Source organism: Allobosea sp., from assembly GCF_035999205.1.
GTDB lineage: Bacteria > Pseudomonadota > Alphaproteobacteria > Rhizobiales > Beijerinckiaceae > Allobosea.
In genome coordinates this window covers 229,413-256,306 of sequence record NZ_DASYHA010000018.1, presented here as the reverse complement: position 1 = coordinate 256,306, position 26,894 = coordinate 229,413, and the positions used below count along the sequence as shown (strand labels likewise).

22 protein-coding genes are annotated in these 26,894 nt (G+C 66.3%); 7 read left to right on the top strand and 15 right to left on the bottom strand.

Going from position 1 to position 26,894, the window contains the following annotated elements; translation table 11 throughout:
- Positions 1 to 2: 2 nt before the first annotated feature.
- Complete coding sequence (locus VGN82_RS07280) at positions 3 to 2,357, bottom strand: xanthine dehydrogenase family protein molybdopterin-binding subunit (protein WP_327526328.1); 2,355 nt, start codon at positions 2,355 to 2,357, stop codon at positions 3 to 5.
- Positions 2,358 to 2,556: 199 nt separating this feature from the next.
- On the opposite strand from VGN82_RS07280, the gene VGN82_RS07275 reads away from it, so the two are divergent.
- Positions 2,557 to 3,588 (top strand): cupin, encoded by a 1,032-nt coding sequence (locus VGN82_RS07275; protein WP_327526327.1) that lies wholly within the window; start codon positions 2,557 to 2,559, stop codon positions 3,586 to 3,588.
- Between the two features lie 47 nt (positions 3,589 to 3,635).
- Here VGN82_RS07275 and VGN82_RS07270 read toward each other — a convergent pair whose 3' ends face one another.
- Together VGN82_RS07270 and VGN82_RS07265 are read right to left on the bottom strand one after the other, a co-directional pair.
- The gene (locus VGN82_RS07270) at positions 3,636 to 6,170 is read right to left on the bottom strand and encodes an HWE histidine kinase domain-containing protein (RefSeq protein WP_327526326.1); all 2,535 of its coding nucleotides are present in this window, start codon (positions 6,168 to 6,170) and stop codon (positions 3,636 to 3,638) included.
- Complete coding sequence (locus VGN82_RS07265) at positions 6,167 to 6,712, bottom strand: biliverdin-producing heme oxygenase (protein WP_327526325.1); 546 nt, start codon at positions 6,710 to 6,712, stop codon at positions 6,167 to 6,169. Before VGN82_RS07265 ends, VGN82_RS07270 begins: the two co-directional genes overlap by 4 nt.
- A 181-nt stretch (positions 6,713 to 6,893) precedes the next feature.
- Between VGN82_RS07265 and VGN82_RS07260 the strand changes: the two genes are divergently transcribed.
- From VGN82_RS07260 to VGN82_RS07250, 3 genes are all read left to right on the top strand, one after another.
- Positions 6,894 to 8,123, top strand: a complete 1,230-nt coding sequence (locus VGN82_RS07260; protein WP_327526324.1) for a putative DNA modification/repair radical SAM protein — start codon at positions 6,894 to 6,896, stop codon at positions 8,121 to 8,123.
- Positions 8,120 to 9,565: a UdgX family uracil-DNA binding protein gene (locus VGN82_RS07255; protein WP_327526323.1), complete on the top strand. Its 1,446-nt coding sequence runs from the start codon at positions 8,120 to 8,122 to the stop codon at positions 9,563 to 9,565. Before VGN82_RS07260 ends, VGN82_RS07255 begins: the two co-directional genes overlap by 4 nt.
- Before the next feature lie 86 nt (positions 9,566 to 9,651).
- Positions 9,652 to 12,063 (top strand): response regulator, encoded by a 2,412-nt coding sequence (locus VGN82_RS07250; RefSeq protein ID WP_327526322.1) that lies wholly within the window; start codon positions 9,652 to 9,654, stop codon positions 12,061 to 12,063.
- Between the two features lie 67 nt (positions 12,064 to 12,130).
- Here the strand turns inward: VGN82_RS07250 and VGN82_RS07245 are convergent, their stop codons facing one another.
- The 10 genes from VGN82_RS07245 to VGN82_RS07200 all read right to left on the bottom strand — a co-directional run bounded on the left by VGN82_RS07245 (position 12,131) and on the right by VGN82_RS07200 (position 21,355).
- Positions 12,131 to 12,778, bottom strand: a complete 648-nt coding sequence (locus tag VGN82_RS07245; RefSeq protein WP_327526482.1) for an alpha/beta hydrolase family protein — start codon at positions 12,776 to 12,778, stop codon at positions 12,131 to 12,133.
- Between the two features lie 275 nt (positions 12,779 to 13,053).
- Complete coding sequence (locus VGN82_RS07240; protein ID WP_327526321.1) at positions 13,054 to 13,401, bottom strand: Rid family hydrolase; 348 nt, start codon at positions 13,399 to 13,401, stop codon at positions 13,054 to 13,056.
- A gap of 42 nt (positions 13,402 to 13,443) precedes the next feature.
- On the bottom strand, positions 13,444 to 14,571 hold the full coding sequence (locus VGN82_RS07235) for an NAD(P)/FAD-dependent oxidoreductase (RefSeq protein WP_327526320.1): 1,128 nt from the start codon (positions 14,569 to 14,571) through the stop codon (positions 13,444 to 13,446).
- A complete protein-coding gene (locus VGN82_RS07230; protein WP_327526319.1) occupies positions 14,568 to 16,022 on the bottom strand; it encodes an NAD(P)/FAD-dependent oxidoreductase in 1,455 nt (484 codons plus the stop codon). Before VGN82_RS07230 ends, VGN82_RS07235 begins: the two co-directional genes overlap by 4 nt.
- Positions 16,019 to 16,327, bottom strand: coding sequence for a (2Fe-2S)-binding protein (locus tag VGN82_RS07225; RefSeq protein WP_327526318.1), 309 nt, complete (start codon positions 16,325 to 16,327; stop codon positions 16,019 to 16,021). Before VGN82_RS07225 ends, VGN82_RS07230 begins: the two co-directional genes overlap by 4 nt.
- A complete protein-coding gene (locus VGN82_RS07220; protein ID WP_327526317.1) occupies positions 16,308 to 17,438 on the bottom strand; it encodes an NAD(P)/FAD-dependent oxidoreductase in 1,131 nt (376 codons plus the stop codon). The genes VGN82_RS07225 and VGN82_RS07220 overlap by 20 nt, the downstream gene beginning before the upstream one ends.
- A 7-nt stretch (positions 17,439 to 17,445) precedes the next feature.
- Entirely contained in the window at positions 17,446 to 18,246 is an 801-nt protein-coding gene (locus VGN82_RS07215; protein WP_327526316.1) for an ABC transporter permease, read from the bottom strand.
- Positions 18,243 to 19,121 (bottom strand): ABC transporter permease, encoded by an 879-nt coding sequence (locus tag VGN82_RS07210; protein WP_327526315.1) that lies wholly within the window; start codon positions 19,119 to 19,121, stop codon positions 18,243 to 18,245. The genes VGN82_RS07215 and VGN82_RS07210 overlap by 4 nt, the downstream gene beginning before the upstream one ends.
- Positions 19,118 to 20,161 carry an ABC transporter ATP-binding protein gene (locus VGN82_RS07205; protein ID WP_327526314.1) on the bottom strand — a complete coding sequence of 348 codons (1,044 nt, stop codon included), beginning with the start codon at positions 20,159 to 20,161 and terminating at the stop codon, positions 19,118 to 19,120. The genes VGN82_RS07210 and VGN82_RS07205 overlap by 4 nt, the downstream gene beginning before the upstream one ends.
- Positions 20,162 to 20,317: 156 nt before the next feature.
- Positions 20,318 to 21,355 carry an ABC transporter substrate-binding protein gene (locus VGN82_RS07200; RefSeq protein WP_414644216.1) on the bottom strand — a complete coding sequence of 346 codons (1,038 nt, stop codon included), beginning with the start codon at positions 21,353 to 21,355 and terminating at the stop codon, positions 20,318 to 20,320.
- 121 nt (positions 21,356 to 21,476) lie between these two features.
- On the opposite strand from VGN82_RS07200, the gene VGN82_RS07195 reads away from it, so the two are divergent.
- Entirely contained in the window at positions 21,477 to 22,382 is a 906-nt protein-coding gene (locus VGN82_RS07195) for a LysR substrate-binding domain-containing protein (protein WP_327526313.1), read from the top strand.
- Positions 22,383 to 22,643: 261 nt separating this feature from the next.
- On the opposite strand, the gene VGN82_RS07185 is transcribed toward VGN82_RS07195, so the two are convergent.
- Positions 22,644 to 23,876 (bottom strand): hypothetical protein, encoded by a 1,233-nt coding sequence (locus tag VGN82_RS07185; RefSeq protein WP_327526312.1) that lies wholly within the window; start codon positions 23,874 to 23,876, stop codon positions 22,644 to 22,646.
- Positions 23,877 to 24,115: 239 nt separating this feature from the next.
- Here VGN82_RS07185 and VGN82_RS07180 point away from each other — a divergent pair, with 239 nt between their 5' ends.
- Complete coding sequence (locus VGN82_RS07180; RefSeq protein ID WP_327526311.1) at positions 24,116 to 24,646, top strand: dihydrofolate reductase family protein; 531 nt, start codon at positions 24,116 to 24,118, stop codon at positions 24,644 to 24,646.
- A gap of 79 nt (positions 24,647 to 24,725) precedes the next feature.
- On the opposite strand, the gene VGN82_RS07175 is transcribed toward VGN82_RS07180, so the two are convergent.
- Positions 24,726 to 25,400: a DUF2161 domain-containing phosphodiesterase gene (locus VGN82_RS07175; RefSeq protein WP_327526480.1), complete on the bottom strand. Its 675-nt coding sequence runs from the start codon at positions 25,398 to 25,400 to the stop codon at positions 24,726 to 24,728.
- A 383-nt stretch (positions 25,401 to 25,783) separates the two neighbouring features.
- On the opposite strand from VGN82_RS07175, the gene VGN82_RS07170 reads away from it, so the two are divergent.
- The gene (locus VGN82_RS07170) at positions 25,784 to 26,884 is read left to right on the top strand and encodes an ABC transporter ATP-binding protein (RefSeq protein ID WP_327526310.1); all 1,101 of its coding nucleotides are present in this window, start codon (positions 25,784 to 25,786) and stop codon (positions 26,882 to 26,884) included.
- Positions 26,885 to 26,894: the final 10 nt, after the last annotated feature.

Below are 26,894 nucleotides of genomic sequence, written 5' to 3'. Positions count from 1 at the left end.
GATCAGTTCCGTCCGGACTGAACCGCCCGCCAGACCGCCTGAGGCGTCGCCGGCATGTCGAGATGCCTGATGCCATAGGGCGTCAGGGCGTCGACGACCGCGTTCATCACCGAGGGCAGCGAGCCGGCGCAACCGGCTTCGCCGCAACCCTTGGCGCCAACCCGGTTGGTCAGGGTCGGCACGCCCTGGCTCATGAACGAGAAGATGGGGACATCGGCTGCGCGGGGCAATGCGTAGTCCATGTAGGACCCGGTCATCGGCTGGCCGCTGTCATCATAGACCGTCCGCTCGAACAGCGCCTGGCCGATGCCCTGGACGACGCCGCCATGGAGCTGCCCTTCGACGATCATCGGATTCACCACGGTCCCGAAGTCGTTGACCATGACATAGCGCACGACCTCGACATGGCCGGTCTCCGGATCGATCTCGACCTCGGCGATATGGCAGCCGTTCGGATAGGCCGAAGGGGCCGCCTTGAAGACATGATCGACGTCGAGCGACTGCGGCAGGTCCGAGGGAACTGCAGCGCCCGCGCGCAGGCGAGCCGCGATGTCCATGATCCCGATCGAGCGGTCGGTTCCGATGACGCCGAACTGGCCTGCCGCGAATTCGATGTCGGCGGTGTTGGCCTCGAGGAAGTGGCCGGCCAGCAGCTTGCCCTTCTCGATGACCAGATCGCTCGCCTCGATGATGGCTGAGCCGCTCGCCATCAGCGACTTGGACCCGCCCGTGCCGCCGCCGGCGATCAGCAGATCGCTGTCGCCCTGGATGAGCTTGATCCGGTCGAAGGGCACGCCGAGCTGGCTGGTGAGGAGCTGGGCGAAGGGCGTCCAGTGACCCTGGCCGTAATCGAGCGTGCCGGTGACGATCTCGACGCTGCCGTCCGGGGCGAAATGGATCCCGCCCATCTCATTGGTCGGTGGCGCCGTGACCTCGAGATAGCAGCCGATGCCGCGCCCGCGCAGCAGCCCCGCCTTGCGGCTGGTCCTCTGCCGCGCGGCAAAACCCTTCCAGTCGGAGGCTTCGAGCGCCCGTTCGAAGAGTGCCGGGAAATCGCCGCTGTCATAGACCGTCCCGATCGGCGTGGCCCAGGGCAGCTTGGCGGGCGGGATCAGGTTGCGCCGTCTCAGGCTCGCACTGTCGATTCCCATCTCGCGGGCCGCCGTGTCGATCAGGCGCTCCATGAAATAGTTGCCCTCCGGGCGACCCGCGCCGCGATAGGCGCCGATCGGCGGCGTATTCGTCACCGCGCAACGCGTCTGGATCTCGACGAGCGGCGTCCGGTACATGCCGATCGAGTTCTTCCCCACATTCATCGTCGGCATCATCGCGCCGACGGGCGTGAGGTACGCGCCCATATTGGCGATGCCCTTGAAGCGCGTGGCGAGAAAATGGCCGCGGGCGTCCAGCGCCAGTTCGGCCTCGAAAACCATGTCGCGGCCATGGTGATCCGAGACGAAGCTCTCCGAGCGCTGGTCGGTCCATTTGACCGGGCGCTTCAGCATGCGGGCGGCGTGGAGAAGCGCGACATATTCCGGGAAGACGGCGGACTTCATCCCGAAGGAGCCGCCGACATGGCCGGTGACCAGGCGCATGGCGGCAGGCTTCACGCCCATCGCCGCGGCCAGGTTGTTGCGCATGCCGAAGGCGCCCTGGCTCGGCGCATGCAGCGTGTAGCGCTTCGACTTGCCGTCAAAGCTCGCAATCGCGGCGCGCGGTTCGATCGGGTTGACGATGACGCGGTTGTTGACGATCCGCAGCTTGGCGACATGCGCGGCCCCGGCAAAGGCTGCAGCGACCTTCTCGCCGTCGCCGAAGCGGTAATCCACGATCAGGTTGCCGGGGACATCATCATAGAGCTGCGCGGTGTCGGCGCGCAGCGCCTCTTCGGCGTCGGTCACGGCGGGCAGGACATCGATGTCGAGCGCGACCGCCTCCGCGGCGTTGCGGGCCTGATCGGCCGTCCTGGCGACGACCACAGCGACGGGGTCGCCAACGAAGCGGACCCTGTCGGCCGTCAGGGCCGCCCTGGGCGGCTTTCGCATCGGGACGCCGTCGCGGCCCGGCACATCGGCCGGCGCGAGGATGGCGTTGTAGCCCTGGCCGTCGAGATCCGCCGCGGTATAGATCGCGACAACGCCCTTCATCGCTCGCGCCTCGGTCCCATCGACGGCGCGCAGATGGCCGTGCGCATGGGGACTGCGAACGAAAGCGGCGAAGAGTTGCTTCTCGACGTTCAGATCGTCCGTGTAACGCCCCTGCCCCTGCACGAGGATCGCATCCTCCTGGCGCGGAACGGGCTGACCAATGCCGACCGAAGCCTCGGGGCGACGGCCAGGGGAAACGCGAGAGTTCATCAAGGACCGGCCGTCAGAACGAAAGAAAGGATTTCAGCCCCCCTTGATAGGGGGGCGTCCGATCGGCTCAAAGAGCGTCAGCCGCAGCCCCGCCAAGCGCCCAGCGGTTGCTTAAAGCGCAGATTGAGCCAGCATAGTCACGGACGCAGGGCGGCGCTTCGCCGCGCAGTCCGGACAAGCGGAAGGGAACTGGTGTCCGATGGGCCTTCGCTTCATCTTCATGCTCACGCGCAACGACCGCACGGTCGCCGACGCTATGGAACAGCTTCGGACGGCCCTGGCCCTCGGCGTCCGGCATATCGGCTTCAAGGATATCGGCCTGCCGCTCGACAAGCTGAAGGCGCTCAACAGCGCCATCAAGGCCGGTGGCGCGACCTCCTATCTCGAAGTCGTCTCGCTCGATCGCGACAGCGAAATCGCGTCGGCAAGGGCCGCAGTCGAGATCGGCATCGACATTCTGCTCGGGGGCACGAGGGTCGATGACGTGCTGCCGCTGATCGCCGGCACGACGATCCAATACTGCCCGTTCCCGGGAACGATCTCCGGACATCCGAGCGTTCTGGAAGGAAGCATCGACGAGATCGTCGCCAGCGCGCGGGCATTGGCGTCACGCGACGGTGTGCACGGGCTCGACCTGCTGGCCTATCGCTCCCATGAGAACGTCCCGGCGCTGATCGAAGCCGTCTGCTCCGCCGTGGCCAAGCCTGTCTATGTCGCCGGGTCGATCGACACTCCCGGCCGGATCGCTGCGCTGAAGGAAGCCGGGGCCGCCGGCTTCACCATCGGCACGGCCGCGCTCGACGGAAACTACCCGGCCGAAGGCAAGGACGTGCCGAGCCAGCTCAAGACCATCATCCGCGATGTCGCCTTGCTCAACCGGCACATCTCGCCGTTCCACAAGGAGAACCTGAACAGCGCGTTCGGCCGCTTCTCCGACACATGGCCGCCGCAGATCGCTGCGGGGGTCAACAATCTGCAGATCAAGCTCGCCAAGTTCGAAGGCGAAGTCGGATGGCATTTCAACAACTGCGAGGACGAGGTCTTCTTCGTCCACAAGGGCCGGATGTTAATGAAATTCCGCGACCGCGACGAGATCATCGAAGAAGGCGAGTTCATCGTCGTGCCGCACGGTGTCGAACGCTGCCCGACCGCGCTCGAAGAGCGCTGCGAGGTCGTCTTGCTGGAGGTTGGCGCGACCAGTCACGCTGCGGGCACGCCATCAACGGCGTAGTGCCCCGAATTCAGAGGCGGCCTGAGGCGCCACCACAGGCTCGAAGGCTAGCCGGCCCCCAGAAGTTTCCGCAGCGCTCCCTCTAGCGAAGCGAGGTTGTAGGGCTTGCGCAGCGTGACAGCCTCCGCAACGCCCAGAAGTGCCAGATCGTCATAGCCCGTCGCGAAAGCGAAGGGCACGCCGAGCTCGCGCAAGCGGTTGCCGATCGGCTCGGAGGTTTCCGAGCCGAGATTGACGTCGAGGACCGCGAGATCCGGCACCGTCCGGCCCAGGAACGTCAGGGCCTCGGAGACATTCGCGCAGACCTCGACCTGGCTCGCTCCCAGCGTCGCCAGCATATCCTCGCAATCCATCGCGATGATGAACTGGTCCTCGACCAGCAGCACGCGCTTGCCTTCGAGCGGCCGGCCGGGCTTGCCCCGGACAGGCGCGGGAGCATCCGCAGGCGCGCTCGCGGTCTCCGTCCAGCGCACGAACCGGGAGGGGATGCAGAGCGTCGCCGTCACCCCGTCGGGCGCAAAGGCCAATTCGCTTCGGCCACCGAGATCGAACGGAATGCTGCGGTCGATCAGGATGCTGCCGAAACCCTGGCGCGACGGTGCCACGACCGGCGGGCCTCCCCGCTCCTGCCAGACGATCTCACAATCGCCCGCGGCATTGGCCGACCAGTCGATGGTGAGTTCGCCCGACTTGACCGACAAGGCCCCGTACTTTGCGGCATTGGTGATCAGTTCGTGGATCACGAGGGCGACGACCGAGAAGGCGCGGGCGTCGAGAGCGACGGCCGGCCCGCGCACCGTGATCGTCCCGCCGCTCGTGCGATAGGGCGAGGCTTCGGCGTCGACGAGGTCGAGCAGCAACCCGCCCCCGCTCGCGCGCATGGCCTGATCATGGGCGAGCGCGAGCGCCTCGATCCGCCCCTTCAGCGACGAGACATAGGCCTCGATCGTCGCGCCTTCGGCGAGCGGATGCGCCACGATCGACTTGATCAGCGCCAGGATGTTCTTGACCCGGTGGTTGAGCTCCTGGTTGAGCATCTTCTGGCGGATTTCCGCCTTGTTCCGCTCGTCCGCCAGAAGCTCGCTCTGCCGCAGCACGACCTCGATCAGGGTCCGGCGCGCCGACTCGGCCAGCTCGCGCTCGACCGGTGTCCAGATCTTCGAATGTCCGGCCACCGTCTCCTTCCAGACAGCGAAACTCTGCCGCGGCGTGAGACGATCGCCATGGGGCCCAGAGGTGTAGGTCTTGTTGGGGTCGCCGCCCCATTCGATCGTGTGAACCAGCTCCTTGCGGAAGAAGAAGAGGTAGTCGCGCGGAATCTGGGACAGCGGGATGGCGAGCAGCCCGGCGAAGCGATCGGCATGCTCGCGTGCCGCAGGCAGCGCCTCGGCCAGCGCCGTCGTCGCCCAGATCCGCCCCTCGCAGACCTCGCCGGCGAAGGCCGCCAGCTCCTCGGCGAACTCGGCCGGCGGCGCGCTGCCTTCGGCACGCCACTCGCCCTGGACCCAGACGCCGACGCCGTCGCTCTCGACGAGATTGCGGAAGGCGGCGAGGTGCTGGCCGAGGAAGCTGGAGGCATCCGTCACGTGGGATGCCGAGGCCAGCAGGCCGTTGAGGAAGTCGCGGGCCCGCTCAGCCGCGAGCAGCATCTGCTTCTGGGTCAGAGCGCCGAGCTGGAGGGCGAAGAACTCCCCGAAAATCTCCGCCGCGATGCGGCGATTCATCGAGAGCGAGCGCGGGCTGTAGTGGTGGCAGGCGATCAGCCCCCAGAGCGCGCCGTCGACGATGATCGACACCGACATCGAGGCCGAGACGCCCATGTTGCGCAGATACTCGCAATGGATCGGCGAGACGCTGCGCAGATGGGCGTAGGACAGGTCGAGCGGTTCGCCTGCGCCATCGAGGACTGGGGTGATCGGAAAGTTCTCGCCGCTCGCATCCGAGACGACCCGGATCGGATTGAGCAGATAGAGCTGCCGCGCCTGCTGCGGGATGTCGCTGGCCGGGAAGTGCTGGCCGAGGAAGCTCTCCAGATCCGGGCGCTTCGCTTCGCTGACGACCTTGCCCGAACCATCCGGCGCGAACTGGTAGATCATCACCCGGTCATACTGGAGCACCCCCCTGAGCAGGCGCGCCGCATTCTTGATCAGCTGGGCTGGCGTCGTGACGTCCGAAAGCCGGCCAACCAACGTCCGCGCGAATTCCAGGGGCGAACTCGGCCCGGCCGGCACGCTCGCCTCGAACTCGATGATGGCATTGCCCTTGAAGGCATGGATCGAGATGTCGAATTCGCGGTCTGGCGCCGCCATGCGATAGCGCGGCATCAATCCGGCGCGCGACGGTGCTCCCGAGCGGGCGAGCGCATTGCGAATCTCGTGCACAACCGGCCCGCCGAGGACCTCCTCGAGCTTGCGGCCGACGAGTTCGAACTCCTTGAGACCAAGGAAGGCGCTGGCATTGGCGGAATGGCGCCTGATCGTCACCACCTCCGCATCGCAGACAATCATGCAGCCATGGGACTGGACGCTGCCGGGGATGTGGATCGGCTCGCGATCGCAGTTCGTCAGGTCAACGGTCGTCATGCAGGCAAGAGTTCTTCCGATGTGAAGGCCTGAATGGCGTGAGAGAATACGGTCCGGGCCGATTGCGCCGCAACGTCCCAGGCCTGCCGGTCGAGGCCTTCGAGCGCGGGCAGAAGCGTCCGCCAGCTATCGAGCGAGCCTGCCTGGGCCGAAAGATAGCGCGCTCCGAATTCAGGCCCGAACCCGAGAACATCGACGCCCTTCACGAGCACGCGGGCCCCCAGAGCCGAACCTTCGAGAACATAGGCAGCGCCCAGGTACGCAGCCATGTCATTTGACAGGCAGAAAGGTTCGGCCTCCGGCAGCGGGATTGCCAAGTCCGCAAGGTCCGCCTTCAGCTCGGGCAGGAGCTTGCGAGGCCGCCAGGATGAAGGCTGGGCAACCGCCCCCAGCAATGCCGCCTCGACCGGCGCACGATGACGAAACGTGCCTTGCAGGAAGCGGGCATATGCGGCGCGACTCGAAAAGACGCCAACGATGGCATCCAGCTCGCGATGGAGCTCACCCGTCTCGTCGCGCAGGAAACTTCTGATCTCAATCATTCCGCCAGCATCCAGAATCGGCCCGTATCGACATCGCTATAACGCAGCATCAGCGGAAAACGTTCTGCTTTCATAGCGGATCTCGTCGCAGACACCGTCCGCAGATGCGGCCATCCAGCCCGCTGGCTTGAATTTCGAGCGGCAACGCGTTAAGAACATATAAAGAACAAAAGGAAAGGCGATGGCGCAATTATCGGTTCTGGAGAAACTCGAGATCCTCAGCGACGCCGCGAAGTACGACGCCTCCTGCGCGTCGAGCAGCACCACGAAACGGGATTCGCGCGACGGGAAAGGGCTCGGCTCGACGACGGGCGCCGGCATCTGCCATTCCTATGCGCCGGATGGCCGCTGCATCTCGCTGCTCAAGATCCTGCTGACGAATTTCTGCAGCTTCGATTGCGTGTTCTGCATCAACCGATCGTCGAGCAATGTCCGCCGCGCGCGGTTTTCGGTCGAGGAGGTCGTCGCGCTGACGCTGAATTTCTACCGGCGCAACTATATCGAGGGGCTCTTCCTGTCATCGGGCATCATCCGTTCGGCCGACTACACGATGGCGGAACTGGTTCGCGTCGCCGAAACACTGCGCCGGCAGCATGCCTTCCGCGGCTATATCCACCTCAAGCTCATCCCCGGTGCGAGCCGCGACCTGATCGAACGTGCCGGGCTCTTCGCCGACCGTGTGTCGATGAACGTCGAGTTGCCCAGCGAGGCGGCGCTCTCGCGTTTCGCCCCGGAGAAGCGTGCCGGCGAGATCAAGAGCGCGATGGGCGGGCTGAAGCTGAAGATCGACGAAGCGCGCGAGGCGCGGGACAGGAGCGCGAAGGCGCCGGCCTTCTCACCGGCCGGGCAAAGTACGCAGATGATCGTCGGAGCCGATGAAGCGAGCGATGCAGACATCCTCAAAAGGAGCGCCTGGCTCTATGGCAGCTTCGGCTTGAAGCGCGTCTATTACTCCGCCTTCAGCCCGATCCCGGATGCCTCGCGCCAATTGCCGCTCCAGCCGCCGCCGCTGATGCGCGAGCACCGGCTCTACCAGGCGGACTGGCTGACGCGCTTCTATGGTTTCGCGACCGAGGACATCCTTGGGCAAGACGAGATGCTGGATCTGGAGATCGACCCGAAGCTCGCCTGGGCGCTGCGGGAGCGTGGCCGCTTTCCCGTCGACGTCAATCGGGCCGATCGCGAGACGCTGCTGCGCGTGCCCGGGCTCGGCACCCGCAGCGTCGACCGCATCCTGGCCTCGCGCCGGTTCCGCCGGCTCAGGCTGGACGATATCGGGCGGCTCGCGCGCTCGCTCTCGACGATCCGGCATTTCATCGTGGCGGAGGGCTGGCGCCCGAGCGCCCTCGACGCCCCGAACCTGCGGGCCCGGCTCATGCCGGCGCCGCGGCAGTTGACGCTGTTCCCGTGATAGCGGCCCGCCTGAGCGGGCCAGCCGATTTCGCGGGTTGGCGCCGCGAGGCACGCAGGCTGGCACTGGCGGGCATCAAGCCCGAAGCCGTCACCTGGCTGACGGGCCAGGATGAGGCCGGGCTGTTCGCTGCGGTGGTTGCCATGCTGCCCGAGGGCGACGGCACCCTGACGCTCACGGTGCCCAGGCGCTTTCTCGAACTCGCCGAAAGCGTCATCTGCCATCGGGATTCCGGCCGTTTCGCGTTGCTGCATCGCTTGTTGCTGCGCCTGCAAAGAGAGCCGCGCCTGCTTGAAGACAGCGTCGATCGCGATGTCGCGCAAGCCGCGGCAATGGCTCGCTCGGTCCGTCGCGACCTGCACAAGATGACCGCGTTCGTGCGCTTCAGGGCCGTGGCCGGCGCGGGCGAGGACGGTCCCTTCATCGCCTGGTTCGAGCCCGAGCATTTCATCCTCGAACGGGCAGCGGCCTTCTTCACCGCACGCTTCGCGGGGATGACCTGGTCGATCATGACGCCGCAGGGCTCGCTGCATTGGGATGGCAAGGCCCTGCAGTTCGGTCCCGCAGCCCACAAGGCCGAGGCCCCGGACGGCGATGCCATGGAGGCCTACTGGCTGACCTATTACGCCAGCATCTTCAATCCGGCGCGCCTCAAGCCCAAGGCGATGAAAAGCGAGATGCCGGTGAAGTACTGGCGGAACCTACCCGAGGCCGAATTGATTGTGCCTTTGATCGCAAGCGCCGCCCGGCGAGCAGAGGATATGGTGATGCGCGCTCCGACGCAGCCACCCGAACGACATGTCAGGCAGCTTCGGCATCGACCCGAGGCCCCGGCCGATGAACCCGCGATCATGTCCTGGCAGGATGCGGCCGCTGCGGCGCAACGCTGCAGACTCTGCGATCTGCATTGCCACGCCACGCAGACGGTCTTCGGAGAAGGCCCGCTGGATGCACCGGTGCTCTTCGTCGGTGAGCAGCCCGGCGACCAGGAGGATCTCGCCGGCAGGCCCTTCGTTGGGCCTGCCGGCCAGATGTTCGACCGTGCTATGCGGGAGGCTGGCCTCGACCGCGACCGCGCCTACGTGACCAACGCAGTCAAGCACTTCAAATTCCAGCTGCGCGGCAAGCGCCGCATCCACGAAAAGCCGAATGTCGGTGAGATCAAGGCTTGTCGCTTCTGGCTCGATCTCGAACTTCGCTTCGTGAGACCCGCACTCGTCGTCGCTCTCGGTGCGACCGCCCTGCGATCGCTGACCGGGCATGCGGGCTCGCTGGCGAGCATGCGCGACCACGAGCTCGCTCTCGAAGACGGCACACCGCTGCTCGCGACCGTCCACCCATCCTTTCTTCTGCGGCTGCGGGATGAGGAGGCCCGATTGCGCGAGTACGCTCGCTTCGTATCGGACCTCAAGCGCGTGCAGCAACGGATGTTCCGGCACTAGACGATCGCGGCAAGGCGCAGGCCGCTTTGCCGTGGCTCGCAGATACCGTACGACCGACCAACCGCTCTGTTCTCAGGATAACGGCCTTGCCCGCCAGCGACGTCAATATCGCCTCGTTCCTCACCGAGATGTTCGACCAGGCGCCAACCTTCATGGCGGTGCTGCAGGGCGCGGACCATCGCTTCCAGCTCGCCAATCCCAGCTATCTGAAGCTGGTGGGTGGCCGCGACGTAATCGGAAAGACCGTCTCCGAGGCGCTTCCGGAAGCGGATGCCCAGGGCTTTGTCCGGATTCTCGACGAGGTTTACCGGACCGGGAAAGCCTACACCGCGGCAGGCGCGCGGTTCGTGGTCCAGTCCCAGCCTAGCGGACCGACTGCGGAGCGCTTCCTCGATTTCGTCTACCAGCCGCTCGTCGGCCCGCAGGGCAACGTGACCGGCATCTTCGTGCAGGGCAGCGACACGACCGAGCGCAGCCTGGCCGAACGGCGGCTGTCCGAGAGCACGGCCTTGTACAAGGGCCTGTTCGACGCGATCGACGAAGGCTTCTGCATCATCGAGTTCTTCGATGGCCCGCACGGTCCCGACAGCGACTACATCCATGTCGAGGCCAATGCCGCCTATGCCCGGCATGCCGGGATTCCGAATGTCGTCGGCCAGAAACTCCGGGAGATGGTGGGCGCCGAGGCCGATGCCTGGGTCGAACGCTATGGCGGGGTCCTGCGCACGGGCACGCCGATCCGCTTTCAGCAGGAGCTCGTCGCCACCGGCCGATTCCTGGAACTGGCGGCGATCCGGATCGAGCCGGAGAGCAAGCGGCAGGTCGCGGTCCTGTTTCAGGATATCACAGCCCGGCGCCAGGCGGAGCTGGCGCTGGCCAAGCTGAACGAGACGCTCGAACAGATCGTTGCCGAGCGCACGCAGAAGCTGATCGCGGCCGAAGAGGCCCTGCGCCACAGCCAGAAGATGGAGGCGATCGGCCAGCTGACCGGCGGAGTCGCACATGACTTCAACAACCTGCTGCAGGTCATCTCGGGCAATTTGCAGCTGCTGGCCAAGGATGTCGTTGGAGACGAAAAGGCCGAGCGCCGCATCGCCAATGCCATGACGGGCGTTGCGCGTGGTTCGAAGCTCGCTTCGCAGCTGCTCGCCTTCGGCCGACGACAGCCGCTCGAACCGAAGGTCGTCAATCTCGGCCGACTCGTCCGCGGCATGGACGACATGCTCAGCCGTACCCTCGGCGAGGGAATCGAGATCGAGACGGTCGTGGGCGGCGGGCTCTGGAACTCCCTGATCGACCCGACTCAGGTCGAGAATGCGCTGCTCAACCTGGCGATCAATGCCCGTGACGCCATGAATGGTTCGGGAAAGCTGACCATCGATCTGGCCAATGCGCATCTCGATGACAGCTATGCCGCCAGGCACAGCGATGTCGCGGCCGGGCAGTATGTGATGCTGGCGGTCAGCGACACCGGCTCCGGCATGTCGGCCGAGGTGCTGGCGAAAGCCTTCGATCCGTTCTTCTCGACGAAGCCGGAAGGCAGGGGCACCGGGCTCGGGCTGTCGATGGTCTATGGTTTCGTCAAGCAGTCCGGCGGCCACGTCAAAATCTACTCGGAGCTCGACCACGGCACGACGGTCAGGCTGTACCTGCCCCGGTCGTTCCAGAAGGAAGCCGTCGAGACGGTCGTCGACAACAGCCCGATCGCCGGCGGAACCGAGACCGTCCTGGTCGTCGAGGATGACGAGCAGGTCCGCGCTACGGTGATCGAGCTGCTGACCGATCTCGGCTATCGCGTTCTGCGGGCCAGCGATGCGACGAGCGCGCTTCACGTCGTCGAAAGCGGCGTTCCCATCGACCTTCTGTTCACCGATGTGGTGATGCCCGGGCAATTGAAGAGCCCCGAGCTGGCGCGGCTGGCACGCGAGCGGCTGCCGCATCTCGCCGTGCTGTTCACCTCGGGCTACACGGAGAACTCGATCGTTCACGGCGGCCGCCTGGATGTCGGCGTGGAGCTGCTGTCCAAGCCCTATACCCGGGAGGCATTGGCACGAAAGATCCGCCTGGTGCTCTCGAGCCAGAAGGCCCGCTCTGCCAACATGGCAGAGCAGGCGCCGACAACATCGGGCAGCGGCGCGGGACCCGAACTGGCGAAGCCCGGCACCGTTCTGATCGTCGAAGACGATGCGCTGATCCGCATGAACACCTGCGACATCCTCGAGGATGCCGGCTTCTCGATACTCGAGGCCAGCAGCGCCGAACAGGCCCTCGCCATTCTGCAGGACCATCCGGTCGAGGTGCTCGTGACCGATGTGAAATTGCCCGGCGCATCGGGCGTCGAACTCGCTCACCAGGCAAGAGAGCAGATAGGCGCACTTTGCGTGGTGTTCGCGACGGGGGACATTTCGAAGACCGGCCTTCATGGCGAGGTTGTCGTGCCCAAGCCCTACAGCCCCTCGGCCATCATCAATGCGATCGAGCGCGCGCGGAGGAAATAGGCCAGTCGAACGGCGGCGCTTCCGGACGCGTGTCGGCGGCGTTCAGGAGCCAGATAGCCGAAGTCCGTCAGGATGCCTGCGGGATCGTGAGCCGGCGTGCCCATGCTGAAACCGTCTCGGCCATGGTCCTGAGGTGATCTGCCGTTGAGAACCCCGACACGCTCTTGCGCGGCTTCAGATCGTGATCGCCGTCCTCGAGCCAGAGGAATTCGATCGCCGGCGAAAGCTCGTAGCCTGCGACCTCCTCGCGCGCGCCGAATTCGTCTCGTGTGCCCTGCACGATCAGCGTCGGCGTCTTCAGCCCGATGAGATGCGCGGTCCGCAGTTCAGCGGGCTTGGCCGGCGGGTGGAATGGATAGCCGAGGCAGAGCAGGCCGTTGACGCGTCCCGACTTTGCGAGCTCGTCGGCCACCATGCTGGCCACCCGGCCGCCCATCGACTTGCCGCCGATGACGAGCGGGCCATCGGCGCCAAGGGCCGCCACGGCGGCGAGATACTCGGGAATCAGCTTGTCCGCCCGCGGGGGCGGCCTGCGGCCAACCTGATGGCGTCGGCTGGCCATGTAATCGAACTCGAAACGGGCCACGCGAAATCCAACCTTGCCCAAAACGGCAGACGCGGCGGACATCGACGCCGAATCCATCGGGGCACCGGCGCCATGGGCGAGCAGGATGGTCTGCCGGGCCTGCTCCGGGCCATCAAAGAGGAAGGTCATGCTACGCCTTGCGAACGGTTCAAGATGACCGGCATCTCGAACCGGGTCCGGGTTCATGTCCAGATTGAGTTTGGAGCGGGGCGAGACCCACTCGGTAAAGGACGATGTCGCTCCGACGGCCGTGATCCGATGCCGTCGCCCCGCCCGCGCCCGCGCCGCCCGGCGATCGCCTGCGCGCCGTCATGCACGGAAAGGCCGTGGCAGACGCCACGGCCGGAGCACAATGGACCAGACAACGCCGTCCGGCATGGTGGTCCGCTTGCCGGCGGCTAGTCTCAGCCGCGGCTGGCCGTGACCACCACCTCGATCATCGCACCGCCGCCGAGATCCGCGACACCGACCGTTGCGCGGGTCGGCAGCTCGTCACCGAAGAAGCCGGTCCAGGCGGCGTCCATCTCCTTCTTCTGGGAGAGGTCGGTGACGTAGATCTGCGCGGCGACGATCGCCTTGCGGTCGAGGCCGACCTCGCCGAGATAGCCCTCGATCTTGCCGAGGATGTTTTCGGTCTGCGGGCCCATCGACTGGGTCGTGTCATCGGCGATGCAGCCGCCGACGAAGACGAGGTTGCCGGTCTCGACGACGCGGTTCTGGATCGGGGTCTTGATGCTGCGCTTGATCGTCATGTGGTCTTCTCCTTCGGATTGAAGTCGGTGATGGGATCGCAATCAATGTGAGCCGGCGAAGCGCTCGATGCCGAGTCCGTCGATCGGTACGTTCGAGCGGCCGGTGGCGATGATCTCCGCCATTACGGCACCGGCACCGGGCCCGAGCTGGAAGCCGTGCAGCGAAAAGCCGAACTGATGATAGACGCCCTCGTGCTTCGCGCTCCGGCCGAAGACCGGAAGCTCGTCCGCGATGCGTCCCTCGATGCCAGCCCAGGCGCGCACGATCGAAGCGCCTCGCATGATCGGGAACAGCTCCCAGACGGTCTTCAGGTTCGAGGCGAGCTTGGACCAGTCGAGGATGGTGCGGTTCTCGTCGGGAAGCGCGCGGCCGAGATAGCCGCCGCCGATCAACACCGTGCCGTTGCCGAACTGCTTGAAGGAGAGCTTGCGCCCGCGCAGGATCACCACCGGCTTGATGAAGGCCGGCAGCGGCGCCGTGATCGACAGCATCGGCGCGACCGCCTCAAGCGGAACCGGCTCGCCGAGATCGGCGGCGATGCGGCCGCCCCAGGCGCCAGCGGCGTTGACGATGCGGGGCGCGAGGCACTCGCCGGCATCGGTGACGACGCGCCAGTTCGCGCCGTCGTGCTCGATTTTCGTGACGCGCACGCCCTCGCGGACATCCACGCCGATCCGTTGCGCCTTGAGCTTGAAGGCCTGGGTGGCGCGGAGCGGAATCGCAGCCCCGTCGCGGCGCGAGATCACGCCGCCCGGGCAATCCTCCGAGACGGCCGGGACGATCTCGCGCAGCTCCTTTGCGTCGATCATCTCCTCATGGTGGAAGCCGCGCAGGTTGAGATCCTCGACTCGGGCGCGGCATTGAGCGAGGTCGGCCTCGTTTTCGGCAACCAGCACCTGCCCGTCGGAACTGAACCCGCAGTCGTCGTCGACCAGGTTGGCAATATCGTGCCAGATCGCCATCGAGGCATTCGACAGCGGGATCTCCGCGACATGACGGGCGAGCTGGCGCACGCCGCCGGCATTGACGCCCGAGGCATGACGCCCGGCGTGGTCCTTCTCGATCAGGATGACCGAGAGCCCGCGCAGCGCGCAGTGAAGCGCGGTCGAGCAGCCATGGATACCGCCGCCGATGACCACGACATCGGCGCTGTCGCGGCCGGTCCTCACCGGACAACCGCCTTGACCGCAGCCTCCGTCGCCGGCAGGGCCGCGAGCTCGGCCAGCGTGACTGGTTTCACCGGCGGGCGCAGGCGGTAATAGCCGGTCTCGGCCGGCGAGACGCCACGCGTCTGAGCGATCAGCTCGACCACGGTCGGGCCGCAGAGCCTGCCCTGGCAGGGGCCCATGCCGCAGCGCAGGAAGGCCTTCATCTGGTTCGGTCCGGTGACGCCGAGGCGCGCCGCCGCATCGCGGACCTGACCGGCCGTGACCTCCTCGCAGCGGCAGATGATCGTCTCGTCCTGTGGTGGGGCGAGGAACTGTGGAGCCGGCTTGTAGATCAGGTCGAGGAAGCGGCGTCCTCGCAGGCGGCGCGACAGCTCGGCGCGGACAGGCGCGGCCTGCGCATCGCGCTGGCTCTCGCCGAGCTTGCCCAGCCGGAAGGCGGCGCCGAAAGCCGCGATCTCGCCACGCAGCGCCGCGCTCTCGGCGCCGCCGATGCCGGCGCCATCGCCCGCGATCGCAATGCCCGCCACGGATGAGGCGTACCATTCGTCGAGTCGCGGCAGCCAGGCATGCTGTTCCTCGTCGAAATAGTGCTCGCAGCCGGCTGCGTTGGAGAAGTTGACGCTCGGCAGCACGCCCTGATGCAGCAGCAGCGCGTCGCAAGGAATCGTCTCGACGCGTGAGCCACGCTCGACGCGGATACCGCCGAGTTGCTTCTCGCCTTGGGCGGCCAGGCCGGTGACGCCGGTAAGGAAGCGCAGCTTACCGCGCGTCGCCGCCATCAGCTTCAGCCCCTTGGCGAGATAGGGCGAACGCAGGAAATCCGGCAATGCAGCGAGCGCCTTGCTCCAGTTGGACCGTGGCGTGGTGTCGAGCACCGCGACGATTTCGGTTCCAGCGGCGGCAAGCTGGCTCGCCAACAGATAGAGCAGCGGTCCGCAGCCGGCGATGACGGTGCGGCCCGACGGGACGATGCCGGAGCCCTTGAGTGCGATCTGTGCCGCGCCCGCGGTCATCACGCCGGGCAGCGTCCAGCCCGGAATCGGGAAGGGGCGCTCCTGCGCGCCGGTCGCGAGGATGACCTGCGCGGCCGAGATCATCCGCGCCTTGCCACCGAGCGAGAGGCCGAGCTCGAAGCTGCCTGGTGTCGCCTCGTCGGGGCCGATCGACCAGACCGTGCAGCCCGGCGCATAGGTCGCCGCGCTCTTTTCGAAGCGGGCGACGATGCCGCTGCCGCGCCAGTAATCCTCGCCGAGGATGCTGCGGTCGGTGACCGGCGTCGTGGTGATCGCGCGATAGATCTGCCCGCCGGGCGTCGGGTTCTCGTCGGCCAGCAGCACCGACAGGCCGAGTTCGGCCGCGCGGACGCCCGCTGAGAGACCGGCCGGGCCGGCTCCCACCACGATGAGGTCGTAGGCCTCCGCGACGGTGGCAATATCCTTGACCGGCGTCACGACAGCGCCTCCCCGAACTGGCGACGGCCATGCTGGGTCTCGATCCGCATGCCCTCGCTGAGCGGAACGAGGCAGCCCTGCCGGTTGCCGATGCCATCGATGACGACCAGGCAGTCGAAGCAGACGCCCATCAGGCAATAGGGCGCGCGCGGCGTGTCCGAGACCGGCGTCTCGCGGCAGGCGACGATGCCGTTGGCGAGCAGCGAGGCCGCGACAGTGTCACCGGCGCGGCCAGTCATCGGCCTGCCGTCGAAGGTGAAGTTGAGCGCGGCGGCAGCCGCGCGCTCACGCATGGGCCGGAACATGGAATCTCCTCGCGGAAAAGGTCGAGACCGCATCCGGCAGCGTGCCGGAGAGGATGGCGGGCGCGAGCGTCAGGACGTGGTTCGCGGCAAGCGTCACGCCGGAATGGCAGGTGACGACGAAGGCGCCGGGATGGGTGGTGGACTGGTCGTAGATCGGGAAGCCGTCCGGGCTCATCACGCGTAGCGCCGACCAGGTGCGGACGACGTTGAGTCCGGCGAGGCGGGGAAACATTTTGACCGCGCGCTCGGCCATCACCGACAGGATCGGCTGGCGCACGACCGTGTCGAAGCCGCGATCCTCCTGGCTATCGCCGATCATGACGCCGCCCTCGTCGGTCTGGCGGACCGTTACCATCGGATTGTTCAGGAAGGGCTCGGTCTTCTCGGTGACGATGATCTGGCCCTTGCTGGGCGTCACCGGCGCATCGAGCCCGACCATCGGCGCGAGCCGGGCATTGCCGAGGCCGGCTGCGAGCACGACGCGGCCGGTCCGGATCTCGCCCCAGGGGCCGCGGATCGAGAAGCTGCCCTCGCGCGGTTCGATCGTCTCGACGGCATGGCTCGGGCGATAGTCGACACCCCGCCGCACGCAGGCCTCGCGCAGCGCCCGGAACAGCTTGAGCGAATTCACATGGCCGTCATGGGGCGAGTAGAGCGCGCCGACGACGTCCTTGCCGATCGCCGGCAGGCGACGCTTGGTCTCGGCATGATCGAGTACTTCGTAGTTGAAGTTCGTCATCGTCTCCTGGTTGTGGAGCCGGTGCATCATGTCGACGCGCTTCTGCAGCTCGCCGTCCGACAGGCAGAGCATGAACCCACCCGGCTGGCTGTGTGCGACATCGATGCCGCTCTCGACCTTCAGGATGCCGGCGAGCCCGTTCCAGTCATCCGCCGAGCGGCGCGACCAGAGCGCGTATTCGGGCATGCCGAAGCCCTTGGACTGGACCCAGACCAGCGCGAAATTGCCGCGCGAGGCCCGGAAGGCGTCGTCGCCCTCGTCGAGAATGGCGACGCTGGCGCCGCTGCGGGCGAGCCCGAGCGCGATCGCACCGCCGACGACACCGCCGCCGATGACGACCGCATCGGGCTCCTTGGTCATGGGTGAAGACACGGTTTTCTCAGCCTTTTCCGGTTCCGACGAACAGCCGGTCGAGCCCGAACAACCGGTCGAGCGCGAACAGCATCACCGCGGTCAGCGCGATCAGGCAGGCCGAGATCGCGGCGATCAGCGGGTCGATATTGTCCTGGATATAGAGGAACATCCGGACGGGAAGCGTGGTGGTCTGCGGCGAGGCGATGAACACGGTCATCGTGACCTCGTCGAAGGAGTTGATCGCCGCCAGCAGCCAGCCCGAGACGACGCCGGGCAGGATCAGCGGCAGCGTCACGCGGCGGAACACCGTCGCGGTTCCAGCCCCGAGCGATGTCGCGGCGTGCTCGATGCGCTGGTCGATGCCGTAGGAGGAGGCCAGCACCAGCCTCAGCGCGAAGGGCAGAATGACGATGACATGGCTCAGCACCAGCCCGGTGAAGGTGCCGGACAGGCCGATCTGCGTGAAGAAGCGCAGGAAGGCGATGCCGAGCACGACATGCGGCACCATCAACGGCGACATGAACAGCGCCGTCATGGCGTCGCGGCCGGGGAAGCGGTGGCGCGCGATGGCGAGCGCCGCCGGCACCGCCAGCATGATCGCGATGGTCGAGGACAAGGCCGCGAGCCAAAGCGAGTCGCGGAAAGCGCGCATGAATTCGGGGTAATCGAAGATCGCCTTGAACCAGCGCAGGCTCGGCCCGCGCGTCGGCAGGGAGAGATAGCCTTCCGGCGTGAAGGCGACGATGCAGACGATCGCCAGCGGCGCCAGCATGAAGACGACGAAAAGCGCGTGGAAGACCAGCGCGAGCGTGCCGTTGCGCTTCATTCGAACACCTGTGCGTAGCGGCGTTCGACCAGCTTGTTCGAACCGACGATGATCAGCACCAGCGCGACCAGCAGCAGCGTCGCGACCGCCGCTCCGAGCGGCCAGTTCAGCGTGTTGAGGAACTCGTCATAGGCCAGCGTCGAGGCGACCTTGAGCCGGCGCCCGCCGATGATCGCCGGCGAGGCGAAGGCGCTGGCGGCCAGAGCGAAGACGATGATCGAGCCCGAGAGGATGCCCGGCACGATCTGCGGCAGGATGACCCGGCGCCAGATGGTGAGCGAACCGGCCCCGAGCGAGGCGGCGGCGTTCTCGACCTGCGGATCGAGGCGCTGCAGCGAGGCCCAGACGGCGAGGATCATGAAGGGGATGAGCACATGCGTCAGGGCGATGACGACGCCGGTCTCGGTGAACATGAATTCGAGCGGCGTCGTGATCAGGCCGAGCGCGATCAGCCCCTGGTTCACAAGGCCGGTCGAGCCGAGCAGCAGGGCCCAGCCGAGCGTGCGCGCCACGACCGAGACCAAGAGCGGGCCGATGACCACGAGCAGGAAGGCGCTGCGCCAGGCCGGCGCCATCCGGTTCAGGATATAGGCCTCGGGCACGCCGATCAGGATCGTCGCCAGCGTGACCAGCACCGAGATGCGGAACGTCCGCAGGAAGATCTCGAAGAAATAGGAATCGGTCGCGATCTCGAACCAGTTCTTTAGCGTGAATTCCGGCACGATGCCCTTGTACTGCCCCCAGTCGTAGAAGGAGAGCAGCACGGTCATGCCGAGCGGGATGATGACGAGCCCGAGGAAGACGGCGAGCGCCGGCCCGGTCAGCGCATAGGGAGTGGCCCGCTGCGGGATGGCCAGCGAGGTGGCGATCGTCATGGCGCCGCCTCCTCGGGCAGAACCGCGACATCGTCCGCCGCAAAGGCCAGGCGCACGCTCTCACCCTCGGCCGGCACCGCAGCGCCGTCATTATGGCGGATGATGGTGAGCGAGCCGGCCGCGCTCTCGGCGCCGAGCAGCCAATGCGCGCCCTGGAAGACGCGTGTGGTGATCTTCGCCTCGAAGCCGGGCTTGTCCGGCGTGGCGAAAACGAGACGCTCCGGTCTGACCGCGATGCGGAGCGGTCCACGCCGCGCTCCCGGCAGGGGCAGCGAGAGCGCCTCGATGGCGATCGTGCCGGCGCCGTCCCCGTTCGCCGTCAGGACATTGGTCTTGCCGAGGAAATGCGCGACGAACGAGGTCGCCGGCGTTCCGTAGACGGTGTCAGGTGCGCCGATCTGCTCGACGCGGCCATGGTTCATCAGGACGATGCGGTCCGACAGCGCCATCGCCTCGTGCTGATCGTGGGTGACGAGGATGGTGGTGGTGCCGACGGAGCGCTGGATCTGGCGCAGCTCGCCCTGCATCTCCTCGCGCAGCTTGGCGTCGAGATTGGAGAGCGGCTCGTCGAGCAGGAGCAGTGCCGGCTTGATCACCAGCGCGCGGGCCAGCGCGACGCGCTGCTGCTGGCCGCCGGACATGCGCCTCGGATAGCGGTCGGAGAAGCCCTTGAGCCCGACCAGCGCCATGGCTTCCAGGGTGCGCTTCTCACGCTCGGCCTTGTCGATGCCGCGCATCTCAAGCCCGAAGGCGATGTTCTCGGCGACCGTCATGTGCGGGAAGAGCGCATAGCTCTGGAAGACGATGCCGAGGCCGCGCCTGCTCGGCGGCACATGACCGAGATCCTGCCCGTCGAGCAGGATCCGCCCGCGATCGACCGGCACGAAGCCGGCGATCATCTGCAGCGTCGTGGTCTTTCCGCAGCCGGATGGGCCAAGCAGCGAGACGAACTCGCCGCGCTCGACGGAGAGGTTGAGCCCGTCGACCGCGACGGCGCTGCCATAGGACTTGCCGAGGCCTTCGAGAACGAGATGGGACATGGGTGAACGGTCTTCTTGTGCAAGCGAAAGAAGCGCGACCGTCATCCCGGGCCTGCCCCGGGATCCATCACAGAGCGGGCCGCCCTTCGATGGATCCCGGCGCTCCGCTTCGCTACGGCCGGGATGACGGGGAGGTTTTCCTGGAGAGAGTCCGGCTTAACGCTCGACCTCGCGGTTCCAGCGCCGGGTCCATTCCTCGCGCTTGGCGTTGGCGACATCCCAGTCGACCGCCTTGAGCTTCTTCACGTCCTCGCCATAGGGCAGGCCCTTCTGCTCGTCGGGCGTCAGAGTCACGGTCATGTTGGCGGGGCCGAATCCGGCGCCGGTCGCCATGATCTTCTGGATCGCGGGCGAGAGCATGAACTGGATGAAGGCGTTGGCCTCGGCCGCGTTCTTCGACCCCTCGATCGGGCAGGCGGCGACGCCGAGCGCGTAACCGCCCTCCTTCGGGTAGACGAACTCGACCGGGAAGCCGGTGTCGGCGAAGGCCTTGACGCGACCCGAACCCCAGACGCCAAGCACTGCCTGGCCGTTCTGGAAGAGTTCGGTCATCTTCGCCGGTGAAGGCTCATAGGCGACGATGTTGGGATTGATGTCCTTCTTGAAGGCCTCGAAGCCCGGCTCGATGTTGTTTTCGCCGCCGCCGCCGATCTGCGCGAAGGCGATGAGCGCGTGCAGACCATAGGTGTTGTTGATCGGCGGGCTGACGATCTTCTTGCCATAGGTCTTGGATTTCAGGTCGTTCCAAGAGGTCGGCGCCGGCCACTTGTTCTCGTCGAAGACCTTCTTGTTGTAAAACAGGCCCGTGCCGACGAGGCCGAGCCCCACGCCCTTGTTCGACTTGAACTTCATCACCGGCGCAACGTCCTTGTAGACGGCGCCGTCGGTCAGCGTGCCGCAGAAACCGAGCGCGACCGCCTGATAGGCCGGGCCGTCATCGACGATCGCGACGTCGATCTGCTGGTTGCCCTTTTGCGCCTGCAGCTTGGCGAGGGTGTCGGTCGAGTTGCCGGCAACGTATTCGATCTTGACGTTGGCCTGCTTCTCGAAGACCGGGATCACCTCCTTGCGCATCGTCTGCTCATAGGAGCCGCCATAGCCGGCGACGAACATCGTCTTCTGCTGGGCCAAGGCGGCCGAGCCCGAGCCCAGCGCGGTCGTGGCCAGCAGCAGTCCTACCCATCCGAATTTCATGATCCCCTCCTCGTTTGCGAGTGATCCGTGAAGGTTCGGCGACAGTCTGGGACTGGTCAAATCTAATGATTCGCTGACTCCATACCGAAATGTTATGATACGGTTTTGCGAGCCACGGCCCATGCTCAACCCCCGACAGATCGAAGCCTTCCGCACTGTCATCGTCACCGGAGGCATCACTTCGGCGGCTCGCGCGCTTCATATCAGCCAACCAGCCGTGACGCGGTTGATCCATGATCTGCAGTATGCGCTTGGCCTGACGCTGTTCGAGCGGCGCGGAACGAGGCTGGTGCCTACCAATGAGGCGCTTTCGTTATACCGCGAGGTCGAGCGGCAGTTCGTCGGGCTGGACCGCATCGAGAGCGCCGCCCGGAAGCTGCGCGAGGGCGAGTCCGGCCGGCTCCGGATCGCGGCGCTTCCGACCTTCAATGTCGGCTTCCTGCCGCGCATTGTCGGCGCCTTCCTGAAGGAGAAACCGGGGCTCGAAGTCTCGATCTATGGCAGCATTTCGTCGCAGGTGATGGAGTGGGTCGCGAGCGGCTTCTGCGATGTCGGCTTCGCCCAGTCTCCGCTCGACTTTCCCAATATCGAGGTCGAGCTGATGGCGCCGGTCCCCGGCGTCGCGGTGCTTCCGGAAGGGCACCGGCTGGCCACGAAGGCGGTGCTGGAGCCCCCCGATTTCGCGGACGAGCCCTTCGTGCTGCTCGAACAGTCGACGCCGATGCGCTACCACACCGATGCCCTGTTCTCGGCAGCCCGCATCAGCCGACAATCCCGCGTCGAGACGCCACTGTCGATGATCGCCTGCTCCCTCGTCGCGGCCGGCGCCGGACTCTCGATCGTCGATCCCTTCACGGCCGCCGAGTACGATGGCCGCGGCGTCGTCGCACGCCCCTTCCGGCCAGCTATCCACTACGATGTCGGCGTCGTCTGGGGCGCCAGGCGCCTGCGCTCGACGCTGGCGCTCGACTTCGTCGAGAAGGTCAGGGCCGCGGTCGAAGCCATGGCGAACAGCGATCAGGATTGACCCGGAATTGCTGCTGCCGCGGGCAGGACAGCTGGTGAAACGACCTCGGGGCGCGGGGATCGATCTGGGATCCGTAGCCGACGTGGTTCAGACCCAGTTGCGGTCTAGTCTCAGCCCTGAACTCAAGAATTTCGGTGTCTTGCCGGGCGAGGGCCTCGCCGACAGCCCCGTTGGCGAGGCCACCGGGACGCCGGTTGTCGATGCAGCGCTCGCGCCTTCTGCCTCGAATTGCAGGCGAAGGTCGGCTGAGAGGGTTCGCCGTTACTTGAGGCGCTCGACAGTCCACCCAGCCCGGGTGATCTCGGCTTGCGCCATGGGCGTGAGCGTGCCGTTCGTCGCCAGCACCGGAGCTTGTCCGTCAGCACCGTTCGCAGATGCGACCTTGCCGAACATGCCGGCGACGCCCTCGGTCCAGGCAATCTCATCGAGGGGAAACAGGGCCAGCAGACGCCCATCTTTCAAGCGGTTCAGCGGAAAGCCACCAAGCTGAACGAACGAGCCGATGCCAAGAGCCTTGGCGTTGGCTGCGAGCAGCACAGCGCGGCTGCGCTGGAAATAGGCCTCCTCGCGCGTCGTCGCCTCAGCGGCCTTCGCCACGAAGAGCGCGCTTCCACCGACCTTGAGCGAGGCCAGGGCCTTTGCGATCACCAGCAGGTCGGTTGGCGTATAGGATCGGTTCTGAACGAGGCGCTCGGCAAGCGGGCGCGACACCTTCGCGCGCACAAGCATGCCAACCACCTGTTCAACGATCTGAGCGGACGTCCGTTCGGCCAGGGTCGACCGGATGCTGTCGACGGTCGTCGTGGAACTGATGGCGACGCCGGCGCCCCCGGGGATCGCCAGCATCATACCCCTGACGGAAAGCCCGCCCATCGCGCTGGCTGAGGCGATGTCGTTCAGCTTGGCCGAAAGCGGCGAGAAATCGGTGTAGGGATCGACGCCCAACTGGACCGCCAGCGCCCGTCGAGCTGCATCGACGCCCAGAACACTGCCAGCGATGCTGTCGCGGCTGGCGCTGTTGTTGGTGATCCCGGTTCCAATCCGGCTGAACATGTTGGCGACCCCTGACGCGGATCGCTTCAGCGTCTCCGCTGGCGACGTGATGAGGTCGGCGCCGAAGCGTAGAGGAGCAGTCGCCTGCCGCTCGAGGGCCTTCACGAAAACATCCGACGCGGACATCTCGTTCAGCTTGCGCAGCGCCGACAACTCGCGGATGCGCTCACGCATCAGGCCTTCGCCGGCGATCTCAAAAGTGCCGAATGCCGTTCTCAGCACGAAGAGGCGTAACAGCCCGTCGCTGTGCACCTCCGGATCGACGCGATAATTCGGGCCAGAGGCCTGCGCGCCCAGGATCGAAGCAGCGCTGACCGTTGGCGGGGCTTCGAAGGCAGCGGCGGAGCCCAGGCAGAAGACGGCCAGAACGAGCCCGAGGAGAATACCGAACGGCCTGGAGCCGCACTGCGAAGTTCGCCCGCGGGCACGTCCGAAACCCATTGCCAGACACATGGAAATGCCCCCCGGAGCGATTGGCTCGACGGCAACATTACACACATCCTGGCAATGCGCGTCGAGACCGTCAGGCGCCGAAGGCTGCCGCTGCCGATCGCCTGGCCTTGCGCTGTTCCGCTTGCGCCGGGCACGTGGCGCGCCTCGGCTCGAGACCGTACGAACGCGCTTCCGCGCAGCCATGGCCGGAGCTATTCTGAAGCACTGCGGGATGGAGGTTTGGTCGCTTGGCGAAACTCGTCTTTGGAATGAACCAGTCCCTGGACGGCTATGTCGACCACCTGGCATTTCAGACAGGCCCCGCGCTGTTCCGCCACTGGATCGAGCATGTGCGCGGCCTGGCCGGCAGCGTGTATGGCCGCCGCGTCTACGAACTCATGCGCTATTGGGATGATGACGACCCCGAGTGGGACGCGGAGCGGCGCGATTTCGCGATGGCGTGGCGGAGCCACCCGAAATGGATCGTATCGAGCTCGTTGAAGTCTGTCGGCCCCAATGCCACGCTTGTCAGGGATGGCCTCGAGGCGGTGCTCCGCGGGCTGAAGGCGCGACTTGGCGGCGAGATCGCAGTGGCCGGACCGGAGCTGGCGCAGAGCCTGACCGCTGTCGGACTCATCGATGAGTATCGCCTCTATCTCCACCCCGTCGTGCTGGGTCGCGGCACGCCGTTCTTCGCGGGCCCTCGGCCGCCACTCCGGCTGGTGGGAAACGATCTGCTTGGCGAAGACGTGATCAGGTTGACCTACGTTCCCGCCTGATCGCCCGACGACGGACGCCGACAAGGCCCGAAAGCCGACATTGGCGCGGCGCTCCAGTTCTGTTTCTCTGCCGCGACGGTCAGTGACTGCCCGGACTGGCGGCCAACTCGGCGCACCACCCTGCCGCCGCGAGGCGACCGGCCTCGGTGAGGGCGTAGACGCCCCGTCCGGAGCGTTCGAACCAGCCATAAACGTTTCGGTGCAGGATCTTCTGCGCATCCGGGTACAGTTGCTTGAGGTCGCGCGGCCGCTGCGGTGCCGAAGTCATCGCCGCCGCGCAGGCGAGCGCTTGTTGGCGATATGCGGTCATGACGGGTTTGCGGGTACCTCCGCCGGCGGAAGGATCGCCCCGTCGCCGCTTGTGCTCGTCCACCAGCCGCGACCGCCGGCGCGGATCCTTGCGCGGTAGCGGCGCCGCCGGCGAAATCAGGACTTCGACACGGCCTGCGATGTCGACGCCCAGCAATCCAAAACCCAGCCGCCGACAGAGATTGCGATATCTCGGATCGCTCTCCCGGCCCTTGCCTCGCGCAGAAAGCTTGGCCGCCAGCCATATCTCGTCGCCGACGCTCATCCGATCCACCCCCTGGAGGATGAGCTCGAGATTGAAGGTCATTTTCAGTTCGCCGATTACGACCACAGTCGGATCATCGTCTCGAAGTCCAACAAGATCGCAATGCCCGACCTCTCCCTTGACGGTGTAGCCCAAGCCTTCGAGGAATGCCTTGACGGGAAGATAGAGCGACGTTTCCACACGAGCCTCCGGATCACCGACCATCAGATATGCCTGATAGTCGTTTCGCAGAGGCAAATGCGAGGGGTCGTGCACGCACTGGTTCACCTCCCGCCGCGGTCGGTCCGCCAGCCACGACAGGCGCGTGCCGGACATGTGGCCAACTGCCCTTGTGGGGCAGGCCGATGGCGTTTTGACCGATCTTCACGCCTCACCCGCACCTACAGCCGGTGGCACGAGGTCAAGTGACATTGCCCCTGGGTACCGGGGGATCGCGATGCGCGGCATGCCCACGGCGCGGCTGCTCGATGCGGCCTGGCGCTCGACGCATGGCGAGAAGCGCTCGACGCTGCGCGTGAGATCGGTCACACTCCGCCCGCCCAGAGGGCGTGAAGGAGGCTCGCATGGGTCTTGTTCTCGACAAGGTGCGTCGCGACGTCGGAGCGCTCACGCATATTCACGAGACCACGCTGCGGCTCCCGCCAGGAACGATGACCGTGTTGCTCGGCGCGACGCTCGCCGGCAAGACCTCACTCATGCGACTGATGGCCGGACTCGACAGGCCGACCGCAGGGCGGATCCTGGTCGAGGAGAACGGCCGGGAGCGGGACGTCACCGGCCTGCCCGTGCGCGAGCGCTCGGTCGCGATGGTCTACCAGCAGTTCATCAACTACCCGAACCTCAGCGTCTTCGAGAACATTGCCTCGCCGCTCAGGGTCAAGGGTCTGCCGGCGCCGGAGATCGAGAGCAAGGTGCGCGCGATGGCGCGGCTGATGCAGCTGGAGCCCTTCCTCGAACGGATGCCGCTCAACCTTTCCGGCGGGCAGCAGCAGCGCACCGCCATGGCGCGCGCGCTGATCAAGGGCGCCGATCTCGTCCTGCTCGACGAGCCGCTTGCCAACCTCGACTACAAGCTGCGCGAAGAGCTGCGGGAGGAGTTGCCGCGGATCGTGCGCATGTCGAATGCGACGGTCGTCTACGCGACCACGGAACCGCAGGAAGCGCTGTTGCTCGGCGAGCATACCGCGACGTTGTGGCAAGGCCACGTGACGCAATACGGGCCGAGCGCGGAGGTTTACCGGCGCCCCCAGGATCTCATCACGGCGCGCATTTTCTCCGATCCTCCGCTCAACCTCCTGCCTGTCACGAAAACCGGCGCGGAAATCTTGCTGCCCGACGGCTCGAAAGCCCCTGCGACGGGAGCGCTGAACGGACTGGCGGATGGAAGCTACCAGCTGGGCTTCCGGGCCCATCAGCTCGAATTGCGAGGCCCCGCCAGCTCCAGCCTGCATTTCGACGGAAAGGTCATCGTGTCCGAGATCGCAGGCTCCGAGAGTTTCGTCCATCTGGAATGCTCCGGCGGGCGCTGGGTGGCGCTTGCACCGGGCGTGCACAGGCTGGAGCCGGGCACCGCCATCTCCGCCTATATCGACCCGTCGGCGGTCTTCGTCTTTGATTCCGCCGGGAAACTTGCTCTTGCCCCGGCCTTCCGTTCGGCTGCTTGAGGAGACGCCC